Source organism: Burkholderia sp. NRF60-BP8, from assembly GCF_001522585.2.
Classification (GTDB): domain Bacteria; phylum Pseudomonadota; class Gammaproteobacteria; order Burkholderiales; family Burkholderiaceae; genus Burkholderia.
In genome coordinates this window covers 837,871-856,350 of sequence record NZ_CP013372.1, presented here as the reverse complement: position 1 = coordinate 856,350, position 18,480 = coordinate 837,871, and the positions used below count along the sequence as shown (strand labels likewise).

Annotated in this window: 13 protein-coding genes and 1 tRNA gene; 7 read left to right on the top strand and 7 right to left on the bottom strand. The window is 66.0% G+C overall.

Annotation, left to right across the window (positions count from 1 at the left end; translation table 11 throughout):
* Positions 1–13: 13 nt before the first annotated feature.
* The 6 genes from WS54_RS03985 (at position 14) to WS54_RS03960 (ending at position 8,470) form a co-directional block, all read left to right on the top strand.
* Positions 14–3,157, top strand: a complete 3,144-nt coding sequence (locus WS54_RS03985) for an efflux RND transporter permease subunit (RefSeq protein WP_059784051.1) — start codon at positions 14–16, stop codon at positions 3,155–3,157.
* Between the two features lie 4 nt (positions 3,158–3,161).
* Complete coding sequence (locus tag WS54_RS03980) at positions 3,162–4,592, top strand: efflux transporter outer membrane subunit (protein WP_059784052.1); 1,431 nt, start codon at positions 3,162–3,164, stop codon at positions 4,590–4,592.
* Between the two features lie 101 nt (positions 4,593–4,693).
* The gene (locus tag WS54_RS03975) at positions 4,694–5,386 is read left to right on the top strand and encodes a response regulator (RefSeq protein ID WP_059784054.1); all 693 of its coding nucleotides are present in this window, start codon (positions 4,694–4,696) and stop codon (positions 5,384–5,386) included.
* Complete coding sequence (locus tag WS54_RS03970; protein WP_059784056.1) at positions 5,383–6,006, top strand: hypothetical protein; 624 nt, start codon at positions 5,383–5,385, stop codon at positions 6,004–6,006. Before WS54_RS03975 ends, WS54_RS03970 begins: the two co-directional genes overlap by 4 nt.
* A 3-nt stretch (positions 6,007–6,009) precedes the next feature.
* A complete protein-coding gene (locus WS54_RS34140; RefSeq protein ID WP_230624805.1) occupies positions 6,010–6,399 on the top strand; it encodes a hypothetical protein in 390 nt (129 codons plus the stop codon).
* A gap of 235 nt (positions 6,400–6,634) precedes the next feature.
* Positions 6,635–8,470, top strand: coding sequence for a S53 family peptidase (locus WS54_RS03960; RefSeq protein WP_034205224.1), 1,836 nt, complete (start codon positions 6,635–6,637; stop codon positions 8,468–8,470).
* Between the two features lie 142 nt (positions 8,471–8,612).
* On the opposite strand, the gene WS54_RS03955 is transcribed toward WS54_RS03960, so the two are convergent.
* Positions 8,613–9,263 carry a pyridoxamine 5'-phosphate oxidase family protein gene (locus tag WS54_RS03955; protein ID WP_059784058.1) on the bottom strand — a complete coding sequence of 217 codons (651 nt, stop codon included), beginning with the start codon at positions 9,261–9,263 and terminating at the stop codon, positions 8,613–8,615.
* A 235-nt stretch (positions 9,264–9,498) separates the two neighbouring features.
* Here WS54_RS03955 and pdxR point away from each other — a divergent pair, with 235 nt between their 5' ends.
* Entirely contained in the window at positions 9,499–10,980 is a 1,482-nt protein-coding gene (gene pdxR, locus WS54_RS03945) for a MocR-like pyridoxine biosynthesis transcription factor PdxR (RefSeq protein WP_059784060.1), read from the top strand.
* Between the two features lie 7 nt (positions 10,981–10,987).
* On the opposite strand, the gene WS54_RS03940 is transcribed toward pdxR, so the two are convergent.
* The 6 genes from WS54_RS03940 to rpsU all read right to left on the bottom strand — a co-directional run bounded on the left by WS54_RS03940 (position 10,988) and on the right by rpsU (position 18,376).
* Positions 10,988–12,538: a phospholipase D family protein gene (locus WS54_RS03940; RefSeq protein ID WP_059784062.1), complete on the bottom strand. Its 1,551-nt coding sequence runs from the start codon at positions 12,536–12,538 to the stop codon at positions 10,988–10,990.
* 313 nt (positions 12,539–12,851) lie between these two features.
* Positions 12,852–12,930 (bottom strand) — tRNA-Ile (locus tag WS54_RS03930).
* A gap of 138 nt (positions 12,931–13,068) precedes the next feature.
* Positions 13,069–15,486: an RNA polymerase sigma factor RpoD gene (rpoD, locus tag WS54_RS03925; protein WP_080747667.1), complete on the bottom strand. Its 2,418-nt coding sequence runs from the start codon at positions 15,484–15,486 to the stop codon at positions 13,069–13,071.
* Positions 15,487–15,574: 88 nt separating this feature from the next.
* Positions 15,575–17,452, bottom strand: a complete 1,878-nt coding sequence (gene dnaG / locus WS54_RS03920) for a DNA primase (protein WP_059784065.1) — start codon at positions 17,450–17,452, stop codon at positions 15,575–15,577.
* 70 nt (positions 17,453–17,522) lie between these two features.
* Positions 17,523–17,969: a GatB/YqeY domain-containing protein gene (locus WS54_RS03915; RefSeq protein WP_059784067.1), complete on the bottom strand. Its 447-nt coding sequence runs from the start codon at positions 17,967–17,969 to the stop codon at positions 17,523–17,525.
* A 194-nt stretch (positions 17,970–18,163) separates the two neighbouring features.
* Complete coding sequence (gene rpsU / locus WS54_RS03910) at positions 18,164–18,376, bottom strand: 30S ribosomal protein S21 (protein WP_006479415.1); 213 nt, start codon at positions 18,374–18,376, stop codon at positions 18,164–18,166.
* Positions 18,377–18,480: the final 104 nt, after the last annotated feature.

The window sequence follows — 18,480 nt, the reverse complement described above, 5'->3', positions numbered from 1 at the left end:
GGAGCCTCCCGTCATGGCTGAATTCTTTATCCGCCGCCCGGTGTTCGCGTGGGTGATCGCCCTCTTCATCATCCTGATGGGGCTGATCGCGATTCCGCAACTGCCGGTCGCACGCTACCCGTCGGTCGCCCCGCCGTCCGTCACGATCACCGCGAACTATCCGGGCGCCACGCCCCAGACGATGAACGACGGCGTGCTGAGTCTCATCGAGCGCGAGCTGTCCGGCGTCAAGAACCTGCTGTACTTCGAATCGTCGGCCGACACGTCCGGCAGCGCGCAGATCACCGTCACGTTCAAGCCCGGCACCGATCCGGAGATGGCGCAGGTCGACGTGCAGAACAAGATCAAGTCGATCGAGCCGCGCCTGCCTGCCGCCGTGCGCCAGAACGGGCTGATCGTCGAATCCGCGTCGTCCGGCTTCCTGATGCTGATCGGCCTGCGCTCCGACAGCGGCCGCTTCGACGAAGGCGCGCTCGCCGACTACATGGCGCGCAGCGTGTCCGAGGAATTGCGGCGCATCGACGGTGTCGGGCGTGTGCTGCAGTTCGGCTCCGAACGCGCGATGCGCATCTGGGTCGATCCGCAGAAGCTGATCAATTTCGGTCTGTCGATGAGCGATCTGACGACCGCGATCGGTCAGCAGAACGTGCAGATCGCGCCGGGCAGCCTCGGTGCGCTGCCCGCGCTGCCGGGCCAGCGCGTGACCGTGCCGCTCACCGCGCAGGGCCAGCTCACCACGCCGGAGGAATTCGCGAAGGTCGTGCTGCGCGCGAACGCGGACGGCTCGAGGGTCGTGCTCGGCGACGTCGCGCGCGTCGAACTCGGTTCGCAAAACTACATGTTCGTGAGCCGCGAGAACAACCGGCCGGCCACGCTCGCCGGCGTGCAGCTCGCGCCGGGCGCCAATGCCGTGAAGACGGCGGACGCGATCCGCACGCGCATGGCCGAACTGAGCAAGTCGATGCCGTCGGGCATGACCTACTCGATCCCGCTCGACACGTCGCCGTTCGTCAAGATCTCGATCGAGAAAGTGCTGGCCACGCTGTTCGAGGCGATGGTGCTCGTGTTCCTCGTGATGTACCTGTTCCTGCAGAACGTGCGCTATACGCTGATCCCGGCCATCGTCGCGCCGGTCGCGATGCTCGGCACCTTCGCGGTGATGCTGCTGACCGGCTTCTCGATCAACGTGCTGACGATGTTCGGCATGGTGCTCGCGATCGGCATCATCGTCGACGACGCGATCGTCGTCGTCGAGAACGTCGAGCGCCTGATGGCCGAGGAAGGACTGTCGCCGAAGGACGCGACGTCGAAGGCGATGAAGGAAATCACGGGCGCGATCGTCGGCATCACGCTGGTGCTGACCGCGGTGTTCCTGCCGATGGCGATGGCGAGCGGCTCGGTCGGCGTGATCTACAAGCAGTTCACGCTGTCGATGGCCGTGTCGATCCTGTTCTCCGCGCTGCTGGCGCTGACGCTCACGCCGGCCCTGTGCGCGACGATGCTCAAGCCGCTCGCGCCGGGCCATCACGAGAAGCGCGGCTTCTTCGGCTGGTTCAACCGCCGCTTCGATCGCCTGACGAAATGGTACGAGACGCGCGTCGGCCGCCTGGTCGGGCGCACGGGCCGCGTGATGCTGGTGTTCGTCGCGATTGCGGGCGCGCTGGCGTTCGGCTTCCGCAGCCTGCCGTCGTCGTTCCTGCCGGACGAGGATCAGGGCTACTTCATCACCAGCTTCCTGCTGCCCGCGGACGCGACCGCCGAGCGCACGCACGACGTGGTCAGGACGCTGGAGAAGCATCTTGCTTCGCGTCCGGCAATCCAGTCGAGCATTTCCGTGATCGGCTACGGCTTCTCGGGCCAGGGTCCGAACGCGGCGATCAACTGGTCCGTGATGAAGGACTGGAAGAATCGCGGCGGCGCATCGACGCTCGAGGAAGGCATGCTCGCGCAGCAGGCGATGGCCGGCGTGACCGAAGGCACGGTGATGAGCCTGCTGCCGCCTGCGATCGACGAACTCGGCAACAGCTCGGGCTTCTCGATGCGCCTGGAAGACCGCGCCAACCAGGGCACGGCCGCGCTCAAGGCCGCGGAAGCCAGGCTGCTCGAACTCGCCGCGCAAAGCAAGGTCGTGACCGGCGTGTACCCGGACAGCCTGCCCGCCGGCACGAGCATCCGCCTCGAGATCGATCGCGCGAAGGCGCAGGCGCTCGGCGTGTCGTTCGCGACGCTCAGCGACACGCTGTCGACCGCGATGGGTTCCACCTACGTGAACGACTTCCCGAACGCCGGCCGCATGCAGCAGGTGATCATCCAGGCCGACGCGCCGGCGCGCATGCAGATCGACAACGTGATGAAGCTGTACGTGCGCAACGCGGCCGGCGGCATGGTGCCGCTGTCCGAGGTGGTGCGCCCGGTGTGGGCCGACACGCCGCTGCAGATGGTGCGCTTCAAGGGCTACCCGTCCGCGCGGATCTCGGGCACCGCCGCTCCCGGCCAGTCGAGCGGCGCGGCGATGGCCGAGATGGAACGTCTCGCCGCGCAGTTGCCGCCGGGCTTCGCGGTCGAGTGGACCGGCCAGTCGCTGCAGGAACGCCAGTCGGCGTCGCAGGCGCCGATGCTGATGGTGCTGTCGATGATCGTCGTGTTCCTCGTGCTTGCCGCGCTGTACGAGAGCTGGTCGATTCCACTGTCGGTGATGCTGGTGGTGCCGCTCGGCCTGATCGGCGCGATCGGTGCGGTGCTGCTGCGCGGCTTGCCGAACGACGTGTTCTTCAAGGTCGGGATGATCACCGTGATCGGCCTGTCCGCGAAGAACGCGATCCTGATCGTCGAGTTCGCGAAGCAATTGCGCGAGGAAGGCAAGGGATTGATCGAGGCAGCCGTCCAGGCGTCGAAGCTGCGCCTGCGCCCGATCCTGATGACCTCGCTCGCATTCGGCCTCGGCGTCGTGCCGCTGATGATCGCGACCGGCGCCAGCGCCGAGACGCAGCACGCGATCGGCACCGGCGTGTTCGGCGGCATGGTGACCGCCACGGTGCTGGCCATTTTCTTCGTCCCTGTTTTCTTTGTGTTCGTGATGAGCATCCAGGAGCGCATCGGCGCATGGCGGGCTTCCCGCAAACAGCCGGCGGCCCCGACTCACGGACAGGAAGGTTGATGCCATGCGATTGCTTATTCTTCCCCTCGTCCTCGCGCTGTCGGCCTGCTCGCTCGCGCCGACGTTGGTCAAACCCGCGATGCCGGTGCCGACCGCCTACACGGCCGCCGCTGCCGCCGATCTCCACGCGAACGCCGCCGATCTCGGCTGGCGCACGATGTTCGGCGACCGCCGCCTGCAGCGCCTGATCGAGCTCGCGCTCGACAACAACCGCGACCTGCGCGTGGCGGCGCTGAACGTCGAGGCCGCCGAAGCGCAGTACGGCATCCAGCGCGCCGCGCGTCTGCCGTCGATCGGCGCCGGCGCGAACTTCACGCGCCAGCGCACGTCGGACGACACCCAATCGAATCCGCCGCTGTTCGGCACGACGCAGAACCAGTACGGCGTAAACGTCGGCATCAGCGCGTTCGAGATCGACCTGTTCGGCCGCGTGAAGTCGCAATCGGATGCCGCGTTCGCGCGCTACCTGGCAACCGATCACGGCCGACGCGCGGTGCAGATCTCGCTCGTCGGCGGCGTGGCCAACGCGTACTTCGCCGAACGCCTCGCGCACGAGCAGCGCCAGTTGTCCGAGCGCACGCTCGCCGACTGGCGACAATCGCTCGATCTCGCGCGTCGCCTGAAGGAAGCGCACCAGGCGAGCGGCGTCGACATCGCACAGGCCGAAGGCCAGGTCGCGAGCGCGACGGCCGATCTCGAAGCACGCACGCGCGCCGTCGAGCAGGCGCGCAACGCGCTGCGCCTGCTGGTCGGCACCGAGCTGCCGAAGGATCTGCCCGAGCCGCTGCCGCTTCAGCAGCAACCGGTGATCACGCAATTGCCGGCGGGTCTCCCGTCCGAGCTGCTGTTTCGTCGCCCGGATATCCAGCAGGCCGAACAAAATCTCGTCGCCGCGAATGCGGACATCGGCGCCGCGCGCGCCGCGTTCTTTCCGCGCCTGTCGTTGACGTCGTCGATCGGCTTCCTCAGCCCCGCGATGGGCAGCCTGTTCGACGGCGGTCAGCGCGTGTGGAGCTTCGCGCCGCAGGTCACGGTGCCGATCTTCCAGGGTGGCCGGCTGCGTTCCGAGCTGCGTCTCGCGCAAGTGCGCAAGTCCAGCGCGATCGCCGAATACGAACGCGCGATCCAGGCCGCGTTCCGCGAAGTCGCCGACGGCATCGCCGGGCGCGAAACGTTCGGCCGCCAGATCGACGCGCAGACGCGCGTGGTCGCTTCGGCCGAACGCCGCACCGACCTGTCGAACCTGCGCTATCGCGCGGGTGTCGAGGGACGGCTGGAGTTGCTCGATTCGCAGCGGCAGCTCTATGCGGCACGGCAGGCGCTGCTCGACCTGCGCCGCGACGAGCTCGGCAATGCCGTTGCGCTGTACAAGGCGCTCGGCGGCGGCCTGACGGACCAGGACGTCGCACCGTCGAAGCGCGTGGCGCAGAACTGAACGAACGACGCCGTTGCGCCCCGTGCGGCAGCGTGGCGCAACGGCGTGCCCCGGCCCGGCCACGGGCCGCCCCGACTGTTCGACATCGCACGGTACACTCCATGACCCATTCCCTGATACTGATTGCGGAAGACGAGCCCGACATCTCGGACATCCTCGACGCATACCTGAAGCGCGACGGCCTTCGCACCTACCGCGTCGCCGACGGGCAAGCGGCGCTCGACGTGCAGCCGCGCCTGAAGCCCGACCTGATCCTGCTCGACGTGAAGATGCCGCAGAAGAACGGCTGGGACGTGCTCGCCGAGCTGCGACGGCGCGACAATACACCCGTCGTCGTCGTCACCGCGTTCGATCGCGACCTCGACCGGCTGCAGGCCCTGCACGCCGGCGCGGACGACTACATCGTCAAGCCGTTCAACCCGGCCGAAGTCGTCGCGCGGTTGCGCGCGATCCTGCGCCGCGCCGCCGCGCCGCCGACCATGCGCATACTGCGCGTCGGCGACCTCGAGATCGACACCGACAGCTATCTGGCCCGCGTGCGCACGGCGGGTACCGAGGTGCCGATCACGCTGACGCTGACGGAGTTCCGGCTCCTCGCGCATCTCGCGAGATCGCCGAGCCGCGTGTTCACGCGCGGCGAGTTGCTCGATGCGTGCATGGCCGACGTGAGCGCGCTGGAGCGCACGGTCGACAGCCACATCTGCCGGCTGCGCAAGAAACTCGAACAGGCCGGCGCGCCTGGCATGCCGGAAGTGATGCGCGGCGTCGGCTACCGGCTGCGAGGCGTGCGGTGACGCTGTCGGCACGGCCCGGCCGGCAGATCGGGCGGACGTTCAGCCTCGCCGCGAGCGTCGCCGTACTGCTCGCCTGCACCGTCGCGTTCTTCGTCCACGCACTGCATGCGCCGGCCGCGTTGCCGCGCGACGCGACGGCCGACGTCATGCTCCACAGTGCATCCACTTACCTGGTGCCGGCAACGGCGCTGTTCGTCTGCCTGCTGGCCGCTGCGTTCGACCTGCTCAGGCTGATCCACCATATGCTCGCGACGCTCGACGCCATGGCGGACACCGCCGCACGGACCGTCGCCGGCGACCCGTCGGCGCGCACGGTCTCCCGCGACAGCTGTCCGGCCGATCTGTCGCGCTTCATCGAGCATTTCAATGCGATGACTCATCCAACGAAACCTGCAAACCCATCCGATGCGACGGCCACCGCCGTCGGCAACAGTCGCGTCACGCGCACACGGCTCGCCGAACTCGAAACTCGGCTCGACGCCATCAGGACGCTCGCCGACAATGGCGACGCTTCCTCTCGCGACGCGCTGCTTCGGCATGTCGACGCGCTGTTCCGGATCGTCGACGACCTTCAGGTCACCGAACGACAGGCCCCGTCGATTCGAGCATTTCCTCGATAACGATTGGCCATTGCAACACGCATCGGAAAGGATCGGCGAGCCTCTTTCCGCATTACCTGCGTTGCCGGTTTCGAACATTACAAAACACTACCGATCTTTTCAAAATCATTGCGCTTTATTAGCTTTAACTTTGTTTCATATAATCAAAAAAAGTTTGACATCATACTTTCGTTCTTGATACCGTCCGATGCAAGCAATCCGACGGATTGCCTGCCACGCAAACGATTCCGTTCCACGTTTTTCGCTTCCGCTGCACCGAAGTACGCGCCGCCGAATGATGGGTTCGCCCGCCGGCGCGTGCAGCATCCCGATGCATTTCACTGGACGGCTGCCATCCGGCAGCGGGCCGAAGGATCGAATCAAATGAGCAGGACAACGAAGCTGTTGCTCTAGCAATCCCGCCCGCGCCGAATCCGGCGCGACTGCGCCGCCCTGTGGCGCAGCCTTTCCGTTACCGCGTTTTCCGTATTTCGCCCCCGGAGAAAAACCGCTTTCCGGATCGGGCGAAAGGCCCTGTCGCGTCCGTGCCACCCGCCCGCATGCGACAGAAAGCGGCGGTGCATGACCCGCACCGCTGTCGACCATCGTTGTTCGTGCCGTTCGTTGTTCAACCGGAGGGGTAATTCAAATGAATCAGGTTGCAAACAAGAAACAAAAGCACATTCGCGCCGTCAATCTCGCACTCGCCGCCGCGGCCGCAGCCGCGTCGTTCGGCATGGCGACCGCCCATGCCGCGCCCGCGGCCGGCTGGACGGAAACGCGCACCAAGGGCTTCCTGCCGCTCGTGCAGCAGAACGAAGCCGGCACGGCCGGCGCGCCCGCGGCGAGCACGGCTGCCGCGGCGGCCGCCGCGATCGACATGGCGCCCGGCGAATCGGTGGACATCGTGCTCGGGCTGAACCTGCGCAACGAAGCACAGCTCGACCAGTACCTGCGCGACCTGCATACGCCCGGTTCGCCGCACTACCGGCAGTTTCTGACGCCCGCGCAATTCGCCGCGCAATATGCGCCGACCGACCAGCAGGTCGCGTCCGTCGTCGCGCATCTGCGCAAGGCCGGCTTCGTGAATATCGTGGTCGCGCCGAACCGGCTGCTGGTCTCCGCGTCCGGCACCGCGGGAACCGTCCAGTCCGCGTTCCGCACGACCCTCAAGCGCTTCACGCGCAACGGCCGCAGCGTGTATGCGAACACCGACGCCGCGCAAGTGCCGAACGCGATCGGCAACATCGTCGGCGCGGTGCTCGGCCTGCAGAACGTCGAGCTCATGCATACGGGCGCGGGCGGCAAGCCGCAAGGCAACACCAGCAACCTGACGATCCCGGCCGGCGCGTCGGCGGTGCCGCACAACCCGACCGAGTTCTCGTCGATCTACGGCGGCGACGGCACGCCGACGGCCTCGCAGACCACGGTCGGCATCATCTCCGAAGGCGACCTGTCGCAGACGGTGAGCGACCTCAATACGTTCGCCGCGAACAACGGCCTCGGCACGATCAGCAGCAGCATCGTGAAGACGGGCCCGGCCGGCAGTTCGTACACCGACACCGACGGCACCGTCGAATGGAATCTCGACAGCCAGTCGATCGTCGGCACGGCCGGCGGCAGCGTGAAGCAGGTCGTGTTCTACACCGCGCCGTCGATGACGCTCACCGCGATCACGGCCGCGTACAACAAGGCCGTGACCGACAACGTCGCGAAAGTGATCAACGTATCGCTCGGCGTATGCGAATCGTCCGCGTACAGCACCGGCTCGCAGGCCACCGACGACACCATCTTCAAGCAGGCGGTCGCGCAAGGGCAAACCTTCTCGGTGTCCGCCGGCGACCACGGCGCGTACGAATGCGCGAGCGGCACGCCGTCGCGTTCGACCTACACGGTGAGCGAGCCGGCCACGTCGCCGTACGTGATCGCGGTGGGCGGCACGACGCTGTTCACCAATACGTCGACCAATGCGTACAACAGCGAAATCGTCTGGAACGATCCGAGCTGGCAGCCGGGCACCGTGTGGTCGACGGGCGGCGGCTACAGCAAGTACGAGGCCGCGCCGACGTGGCAGTCGTCGACCCTGACCGGCTCGACCAAGCGCGCGCTACCCGACGTCGGCTTCGACGCCGACCTGCGCACGGGCGCGATTCTCGTCGTGAACGGCCAGACGTCCGACACGCTGTGGGGTTCGGGCTACCTGAACAACGAAGGCGGCACGAGCCTCGCCGCGCCGATCTTCACGGGCATCTGGGCGCGGCTGCAGTCGGCCAACAACAATACGCTCGGGTTCCCGGCGTCGAGCATCTACAAGTACTTCCCGAGCAACGCGGCGCTGCTGCACGACGTCACGTCCGGCAACAACGGCAGCGGCACGTACGGCTACAAGGCAAAGGCCGGCTGGGATGCGACGACGGGCTTCGGCAGCGTGAACATCTCGAAGCTGAACGCGTTCATCCAGAGCACATCGGATTTCGCGCGCTGACGAGCCATTGACCGAACCGGATGCGCAAGCGCGACGTCTCGTATGCAACCGCGTCCGCCGACCCGCGAACGCTACGCAGCCTTCGCGGGTCCTGTGCAAGGCGTGTCGTCTCGCCGCTTCCGATGCGGCCTCGTCGCACCGCTCAATCGGCCCAGTTCCGGACATAATCCGGCACCGGCACGTGACCGTCGGCATGAACCGGCGCGCCGCGCGTCGTCTTCAACGGCAAGATCCCGGCCCATACCGCCAGCCCGAGATCCTCTTCCTTGTCGGACGGCAGCGAATCGCTGATTTTCACGGCCGCTTCCGCCATCGAAATCCGCAGCACGCCGGTCGCATTGATTTCCTTCGAATTGCCCGGCCGCGCTTCGTGCTTGCGGCCCGGCGCGATCTTGTCCATCAACGCATCCAGCGCGGCGAGTTTTTCCTCGCTGCCTTCCACCACGTCGAACTGCCCGTAGATCACCGCGGATCGATAATTCATCGAATGATTGAACGCGGACCTGGCCAGCACGAGGCCGTCCAGCAGCGTCATCGCGACGCAAGCCTGCGCGCCGGCCGACAGCGCCTTGATCATCCGGCTGCCGTTGGACCCGTGGATATAGAGCGCGTCGCCCTTTCTCCAGTGCGCGGTCGGGATGCAGTGCGTGTTCTGCCCGTCGCCGAACGCGATGTGACAGACGTACGCGTCGTCCACGATGCGGTAGAGCATCGTGCGATCGTGGTTCGCCAGCTCGGGCAGGCGGCGAACGGTCGTACGGGGCGTGGAAGAGAGAGGGGTTCGGTCGTTCATAGATCTGTAGTGCGAAATGAATGGTATCGGCATCGTGCCGTATTCGGGCGTAAGCGCGCGGTTGTCCGCCCCATCGACAGTCGCTTGCCGAATCGAGCAAAATACGCGCGTATCGCAAAGCCGCGCCGATCGCCAGGAATTCGCGTGCACCGGCCTGCCCCGCGAGAACATGAACGATACGATGCGCGCGGCATCTTCGAAAGAACCAGCACAAGGAAAATTTCTGGGACCAGCCATGGATCTCGCGCTGCTCATCTCGTCGCTTTCCAGACAGGACGGCGCGACAACACATAGCCAGCAAGAAGCCCTCTACCGGAGCCTGCGCGACATGCTGCTGGACGGGCACCTGCCGCCCGGCACGCGGCTCGCGTCGACGCGCGTGCTCGCGGCCGAACTGGGCATCGCGCGCAATTCCGCGGTCTATGCGTACGAGCGCCTGGCCGAGGAAGGCTTCGTGGCGGCCACGCGCAACGGCACGATCACGTTATGGGACGGATGCAGCCGGCCGAGCGCCGGCCATGAAGACGGCCCCGCACCGGTTCACCTGTCGGCGCGCGTGCAGGGGCTGGAGAACGTCGAGCCCGAGCCCGAACGCATGCTGCCGTTCGTTCCCGGCCTCCCGTCGCTCGACGAATTCCCGGTTGCACAGTGGCGCCGGTGCATCGAGCGTGCATGGAAGACCATCACGCCCGCCCGGCTCGCGTACGGGCCGGTCGAAGGGCTACCCGAACTGCGGCGCGCGGTGGCCGCGTACATTCGCGTCTCGCGCGGCGTGCGCTGCGACACGGGCCAGGTATTCATCACCGACGGCACGCAGAGCAGCCTCGAACTCTGCGCGCGCATGCTCGCGAATCCCGGCGACTACGGCTGGCTCGAGAATCCTTGCTACAACGGCGCGAGGACCGCATTCCGGTCGACCGGCCTGAATCCCGTGCCGATCGAGGTCGATCGCGAAGGCATGGCGCCGACCGACGAGCAGTGGCGCACCCGCCCGCCCAGGCTGATCTACACGACACCGTCGCACCAGTACCCGCTCGGCGCGCTGATGAGCCCTCGGCGACGCGCGGCGCTCGTCGAGCGCGCCCGCGCATGCGGCGCGTGGATCATCGAGGACGACTACGACAGCGAATTCCGCCACGGCGGCCAGCCGCTGCCCGCGATCCAGGGCCTGCATGCCGATGCCCCGGTGTGCTATCTCGGCACGTTCAGCAAGACGATGTTTCCCGCGCTTCGGCTCGGTTTCATGGTGGTGCCGCCGGTGCTCGTCGAACGCTTCACCGGCACGCTGCGCGAACTCGTCCATCGCGGTCACTCGGCCGACCAGCTGGCGATGGCCGAATTCATCGACAGCGGCCTCTTTGCGCGGCACCTGCGGAAGATGCGAGCGCTCTACGCCGCCCGGCGCAGCAGCCTCGAAGCGGCGCTCGCGCGCCATCTCGGCACGTCGCTGAGCGTGCGGGAAAGCCCGGGCGGCATGCATCTTTCCGCGGATCTCGCGGTGCCGCTGCGCGATACCGACGTCGCGCGTGCCGCAAGCGCCCACGGCTTGCTGCTGCAACCGTTGAGCCACTACTGCATCGGCGACGGCTACCGCGGCGACGGCCGCCGATACAACGGCTTCGTCCTCGGCTATTCGGGGCTGAGCGACGCGACGATCGAGACGGCGGCAATGCAATTCGCCGACGTCATCGACCGGCAGCGCCGCGCGCGGCGCTGAATGCCGCTCACAGTTGCGATTCGATCGGAAACAGCCCGAGAAACCACACTTCCATGCGCCGCGGGGTGGACACCTCCGGCTCGTGATCGATCTCGGTGATCTTCCCGTCCGCGTCCGTCTGAATCCACTTGAGCCGCCCTTTGCCGGCCGGATCGGTTCTCGCGTCGACACGCCATGCGATCCGATCGAGCCGCGCCTCCAGATCGTCGGCGACCTGCGACGCAATCGCCGGGCTCTCGCAGTAAACGCCGATCTCCGTATTGAGGTTCAGCGAGCGCGGATCGAGATTCATCGACCCGATGAAGATGCTCGTGTGATCGAACACGTAGGTCTTCGCGTGCAGCGACGCGCGCGACGAGCCGACGATGATCTGCTTCGAAATGCTCTTGTCGCCCGATGGCCGACGCTCGTAAAGCCGCACGCCCGCGTTCACCAGATCGCTTCGATAGCGCCGGTAGCCGGCATGCACGGCCGCCACGTCGGTCGACGCGAGCGAATTGGTCAGCACCGTCACGCGCACGCCGCGCGCCGTGAGCGCGCGCAGCCGCTCGACCACCTCCTTGCCCGGCACGAAATACGGCGACACGATCAGCAGGTCGTGCCGGGGCTGCAACGCAAGCGCGCGCAACTGCGGCATCAGGTGCCCGTCGCTGTCCTTCGGCGCGTGCGCGATCTTCGACGGATCGTCGTACAGCACCGTCGCATGCCCCCACGACAGCTCCGTGCCCTGCCCGTGGACGATCCGGTCGAGCCGCTGCCGTGCCTCGAGCACGTACGGATTGTCCTCCATCGCCCGCAGGTAGTCGCGCAATCGCTCGCGTTCGCGATCGAGCCCGCCCGGCGCCGCGTCGTGCCCGACCAGCGTATCGATCGGATACGCATACGGCGAATTCCAGAACGTATCGAATTCCGTCGAGATGTCCTTCACGACCGGGCCGTGAACGACGACGTCGAGATCGCCGAACTCCAGCATCGACGATGCGCCGAAATATTCGTCGCCGATATTGCGGCCGCCGACGATCGCCGCCTGGTTGTCCGCGATCATCGCCTTGTTGTGCATGCGCCGGTTGACGCGCGAGAACTCGAACACGGTGCCGATCTTCTTGAAGCGGCGCGTGGCCACCGGATTGAACAACCGGATCTCGATGTTCGGATGCGAGCTGATCTCGAGCAGCTTGCGGTCGTCCGCATTGGTGCCGAGATCGTCGAGCAGCGCGCGCACGCGCACGCCGCGATCGGCCGCGCGAATGATCGCATCGGCCAGTTCGTGCCCGGTCAGGTCGTCGTGCCAGATGTAGTACTGCAGGTCGAGCGAGCGGTCGGCACGGTCGGCGAGCAGCACGCGCGCATCCAGCGCATCGACCGGATCGGTCAGCAAATGGAACGCGTCCTGCCCCGGATGAGCGGCGGCCTGCTGCTGGAACGCGACGCCCAGCCGCGTATCGTCCGTATCGGTGAATGCATGCGTCGGCGTGCGATCGGCCAGCGGCGGCAGGCTCGCGCACGCGACGAGCATCAGCAACGACAGAATCGCACCCCACGAACGCAGCATGATCATGTTGGCCGCCCCCCAATGTCGGGCGAAGTCGGATTGTGTTTGTTCTGGCTGGCTGCCGGACGGAGCGCGGCACGGGTCCACGGTACGCGCGCTACGGACCGGCGTGCGACCGGATCGCGCCACAGCATACTTCGATTGATATCGCGGCGGCACGCTTTCGGTGTTTCCGCGGTGGCGAAGATGCGACACGCGGCGCCGGCACGAACGCGTTCAATACGTTCGACACATTCGGGCGGCGCACCAAAGAAAAACCCGCGACGCCGTGCGGCAATCGCGGGTTTCGAGCTTCCCCGGACGACCGTGGAAGCGAATCTGGTGGGCCCCCCGGGAGTCGAACCCGGCACCAACGAATTATGAGTTCGCTGCTCTAACCAAGCATGAGCTAGGGGCCCAGACGAGAAGCAAAGCGTGCTACACGCTGCCCCGACAACGAGGCCGGGCCGGCATTGTAACAACAAAGACGACAAAGGGAACGAACGCCACCGGCATCATGCGGATACCGGCGGCGTTCGCGGCACGGATGCTGGAAATCAGTTCCCTTCGAGGAACGACTTCAGCTTGTCGGAACGGCTCGGGTGACGCAGTTTGCGCAGCGCCTTGGCCTCGATCTGACGGATGCGCTCGCGCGTGACGTCGAACTGCTTGCCGACTTCCTCGAGCGTGTGATCGGTACTCATCTCGATACCGAAACGCATCCGCAGCACTTTCGCCTCGCGCGGCGTCAGCGAATCGAGCACGTCCTTCACGACGTCGCGCATGCTCGCATGCAGCGCGGCATCCGCCGGCGCGACCGTGTTGGTGTCCTCGATGAAGTCGCCGAGATGGGAATCGTCGTCGTCGCCGATCGGCGTTTCCATCGAGATCGGCTCCTTCGCGATCTTCATGATCTTGCGGATCTTGTCTTCCGGCATCTCCATCTTTTCGGCGAGCGTGGCCGGATCCGGCTCGAGGCCGGTTTCCTGCAGGATCTGCCGCGAGATGCGGTTCATCTTGTTGATCGTCTCGATCATGTGAACCGGAATACGGATCGTGCGCGCCTGGTCGGCGATCGAGCGCGTGATGGCCTGACGGATCCACCACGTCGCATAGGTCGAGAACTTGTAGCCGCGACGGTATTCGAACTTGTCCACCGCCTTCATCAGGCCGATGTTGCCTTCCTGGATCAGGTCGAGGAACTGCAGGCCGCGGTTCGTGTACTTCTTCGCGATCGAGATCACGAGACGCAGGTTGGCCTCGGTCATTTCGCGCTTCGCCTGACGCGCCTTCAGTTCGCCGGCCGCCATCTGGCGGTTGGTTTCCTTCAGGTCCTTCAGCGGCAGCACGACGCGCGCCTGCAGGTCGAGCAGACGCTGCTGCTGTTCGCGGATCGCCGGAACGTTGCGCGACAGCACCGCGCTGTACGGATGGCCTTCCGCGGCGATCTTCTCGGCCCAGTCGAGATCCGTCTCGTTGCCGGGGAAGCGCGCGATGAATTCCGAGCGCGGCATGCCGCACTTGTCGACGACGATGTGCAGGATCTGACGCTCGACCTGGCGCACTTCGTCCACCTGCGCACGCAGCGTGTCGCACAGGCGTTCGACGGTACGCGCGGTGAAGCGGATCGTCATCAGCTCGCTCTGGATCGTTTCCTGCGCCTTCAGGTAGGCCTTCGACTTGTAGCCTTCCTTCTCGAACGCGCGGCGCATCTTGTCGAACCACTCGCTGATCTGCGCGAACTTCTCGAGCGACGCGCGCTTGAGGGCTTCGAGTTGGGCGGCGTTGGCCGATGCCTGCGCGGCACCGTCGTCTTCCTCCTCTTCCTCTTCTTCCTCTTCCTCTTCGGCTTCCTCGTCCTCGTTCTCGATGGCTTCCGCTTCCTTCGCGGAGAAGCCGTCCGTATCGGTGGAGTCCGAAGCATTCGGATCGAGCAGGCCGTCGACGAGCTCGTCGACGCGGATCTCTTCGTTCGCGACGCGTTCGGCCATCGCGAGGATGTCGGCGATCGTGGTCGGGCACGCGGAGATGGCCATCACCATGTGGCGCAGGCCGTCCTCGATCCGCTTCGCGATCTCGATTTCGCCTTCGCGCGTGAGCAGCTCGACGGTGCCCATCTCGCGCATGTACATCCGGACCGGGTCGGTCGTGCGGCCGAATTCCGAATCGACGGTGGACAGCGCGACTTCCGCTTCCTCTTCGACTTCATCGTCCGACGACGCGGCGGGCGCGTTGTCGTTCAGGAGCAGCGTTTCCGCGTCCGGCGCCTGCTCGTATACCGCCACGCCCATGTCGTTGAACGTGCCGATGATGCCCTCGAGGGCTTCGGTCTCGGTGAAGTTGTCCGGCAGGTGGTCGTTGATTTCGGCGTACGTGAGGAAGCCGCGCTCCTTGCCGAGCTTGATCAGCGCGCGCAGCTTCACGCGGCGCTCTTCGAGCTCCTCGGCCGTGCCCGGCGTGCTCGTCGCGAACGCTTCCTTCAGCAGCGCCTTTTCCTTGGCGCGACGATCGCGCACCTTGGATTTGCCCGGTGCAGCCGCGGCTGCGGGCTGCTCGTCGCTCTGATTTGCGTCGTCTTCGACGGATACTTCGTTCAGCTTTTTGGTCATGGAGTTCGCCGTACCGGCTATATCGACTCGCGGCTGCTGGACGACAGCCGGTTGAACCGTGGGTGCATGAGTAGTACGTACTGCCGTTTCGTCCGCGTCGGCAGTCGTGTCCCTTGCGCTTTTCGCACTTGCCCGCTTCGCCGCCGGCTTGGCCGGCCCGGAGTCGGGTCTGGCGGCAGCCCGTGTTCTGGCTGCCGGCGCCGGCGCAGCCTGAGCAGTGCCGGCCGCGGTTTTCTTTCCCGCAGGAGCTGACGTGGCTGAAGACGTTGTCCTGGCGGAAGAAGCAGACTTGGCCGCTGTGACCTTCTTGGTCGGCTCCGTCGAGCCCTTGCCTGTTGCTTTCTTTCCGCCTGTCGTCTTTGCCATCGCGATTCTCGCCTCTGCCTGGAAAACAAACCGCTGGAAACCTTATATTATAGCACGCTGGGGAACCCTCTCTAAGCGCCCCAGCCGCCTACAGCCCGAGCCGACGCTTCATGTCGGTTCGCTGCTGGTTCAATTCCGTCAATTCGGTCAATTCCTCGGGGGTGAAGGTGGATTGCCGCGCCAGCCTGTCCAGCCGGTCGCAGCAGGCGTCGTAGCGCATCTTGAGCACCGCCGCCTGCAACTCCTCCCCCGCAATCCGCTCCTGCTCACGCTGCCGCTCGGGCACCGTCTCGTCTTCCGGATTCTGTAACAGCAAATCGCGGACGTTTTCATCATAGTCCAGAATTTCGCGGAAGATTTCCTCGTAAGTCGCCGCGTTCGAGGACGTCCTCAGGACATCCGACAGCAGCCGGAACTCCGCGCCGTCCCCCAGCGCACGCGCATGATCGACGACTTCCGCGAACAACTCGCCGATGCGCGGCAGCGCACGCAGGGTCGCAATCTGTTCGTCGTCGAGCTGCGAGGCGACGCGCGGATGCATCACCAGCGTGCGCAACGCGCGCTTTTCGCTGTCCGTCACGCGGCGCCGCTCGCTGCGCGCGGGCGCCTGGCGCGGCGCCGCCGCGATACGCGTATCGACGTCCGACAGCGCCGCGACCTCTTCGAACGGGATGTCGAGGCGATCGGCGAACATGTGCATGATCTGCGCGCGCAACGCGTTCGCGGGCAGCGCCTGCAACAGCGGCTTCGCATCGAACAGCGCCTTCGCGCGGCCTTCCGGCTGATCGAGCGCCTTGCCGGCGATTGCTTCGTTCAACAGAAATTGGGACAGCGGCATCGCGCGCTCGACCTGCTCGGAGAACGCGTCCGCGCCGAACTCGCGCACGTAGCTGTCCGGATCGTGCTCGGTCGGCAGGAAAAGGAACCGGATCGTGCGGTTGTCGCCCGCATGCGGCAGGCATGCCTCGAGCGCGCGCCGGGCCGCGCGCCGCCCGGCCGAATCGCCGTCGAAACTGAAAATGACCGTGTCGGTCTGACGCAGCAGCTTCTGCACGTGAATCGGCGTGCACGCGGTGCCGAGCGTCGCGACCGCGTTCGGAAACCCGAGCTGCGCGAGCGCGACGACGTCCATGTAACCCTCGACGACCAGCACGTACTTGCGCTCGCGAATCGCGAGCCGCGCCTCGAACAGCCCGTACAGCTCGCTGCCCTTGTTGAACAGCGGCGTTTCCGGCGAGTTCAGGTACTTCGGTTCGCCGCTGCCGAGCACGCGGCCGCCGAAACCGATCACCTGCCCCTTCACGTTGCGGATCGGGAACATGATCCGCTCGCGGAACCGGTCGTAGCGGCGCGCGACGCCCTGCGCATCGGTTTTCTCGCTGACGATCACGAGCCCCGCCTCGACGAGCGACTCGTCGCGATAGTCGGGGAACGCGGCCTCGAGGTTCTGCCAGCCGTCCGGCGCATAGCCGAGACCGAAGCGTGCGGCGATCTCGCCGGTCAGCCCGCGGTTCTTCAAGTACTGGATCGCGTCGGTCGCGCCACGCAACTGCTTGCGATAGTAGTCGCACGCGGTCGTCATCGCGTCGGACAGCGCGGTCGCCACCGATTTCGACACGGGCGCCGGATAGTCGCCGCCCCCGCCTGCGCCCCCACCGCCGCCGCGCATCGACGGCTCGTGCGGCACGGTCAGGCCGACGGATTGCGCGAGTTCCTGCACGGCTTCCGGGAACGTGAGCCCCGCGTGTTCCATCAGGAAGCCGATCGCGGTGCCGTGCGCGCCGCAACCGAAGCAGTGATAGAACTGCTTGGTCGGGCTGACGGTAAACGACGGGCTCTTCTCGTTATGGAACGGGCACAGCCCCATGAAATTGGCGCCGCCCTTCTTGAGCTGCACGTACCGGCCCACCACGTCGACGATATCGACGCGGTTCAGCAAATCCTGCAGGAACGAATGCGGAATCACCGTGGGATCGAGCGAAAAAAGAGGATACGGCGCCCGGCGCACGCATCGCTGGGCGCGCCGGAAACAGGTTTTACTTCGTGAGCGCGGCCTTGACCTGCGCGGAAACGGCCGTCATGTCGGCACGGCCGGCGAGCTTGCCCTTCAGCACGCCCATCACCTTGCCCATGTCCTGCGGACCGGCTGCGCCGGTTTGCGCGACCGCCGCCTGGACTTCGGCCGCCACTTCGGCGTCCGACAGTTGCGCGGGCATGTAGCCGCCCAGCACGGTCAGCTCGGCCTGCTCCTTCGCGACGAGATCGTCGCGGCCGGCCGCCTGGAACTGGCTGATCGAATCCTTGCGCTGCTTGATCATCTTGTCGACCACGGCCGTGATGCCCACGTCGTCGAGCGTGACCCGATCATCGACTTCGCGCTGCTTGATCGCGGCCATCAGCAGGCGAATCGTTGCCAGACGCTCGCTTTCCTTCGCGCGCATCGCGGCCTTCATGTCTTCGCTGATCTGCTCTTTCAAACTCATCTTTCACCCGGGATGGAAACGTGAATCCGACGCCCGCGAACGGACGTCAACACAAAAACCCGCTTGGGACAGTGTCTCAAGCGGGTTGCTCGAATCCGGCATCGGCGACTCGCCGCCTGATCGGCTGCGCGACCGCACCCGATCGCGCGGAGTCGCCGGTGCGCCGCTCAGCGAACCGCGCGGCGCCCAATCGTTCAGTACAGCTTCTTCGGCAGCGTCTGGCTGCGAATACGCTTGTAGTGACGCTTCACCGCCGCGGCCTTCTTGCGCTTGCGCTCCGCGGTCGGCTTCTCGTAAAACTCGCGCGCACGAAGCTCGGTCAGCAGACCGTTCTTCTCGATCGTGCGCTTGAAGCGACGCATGGCAACTTCGAACGGCTCGTTCTCTTTAACGCGAATGATCGTCATGATCCGACACGAATAAAGGTTTGCAGGGAAAGACTACCGAGTATAGCAGAGCGCATGCCCAAAGGCACGGGGCCGCCCCCGGGCGCAACGGCGCGGGCCGGTGC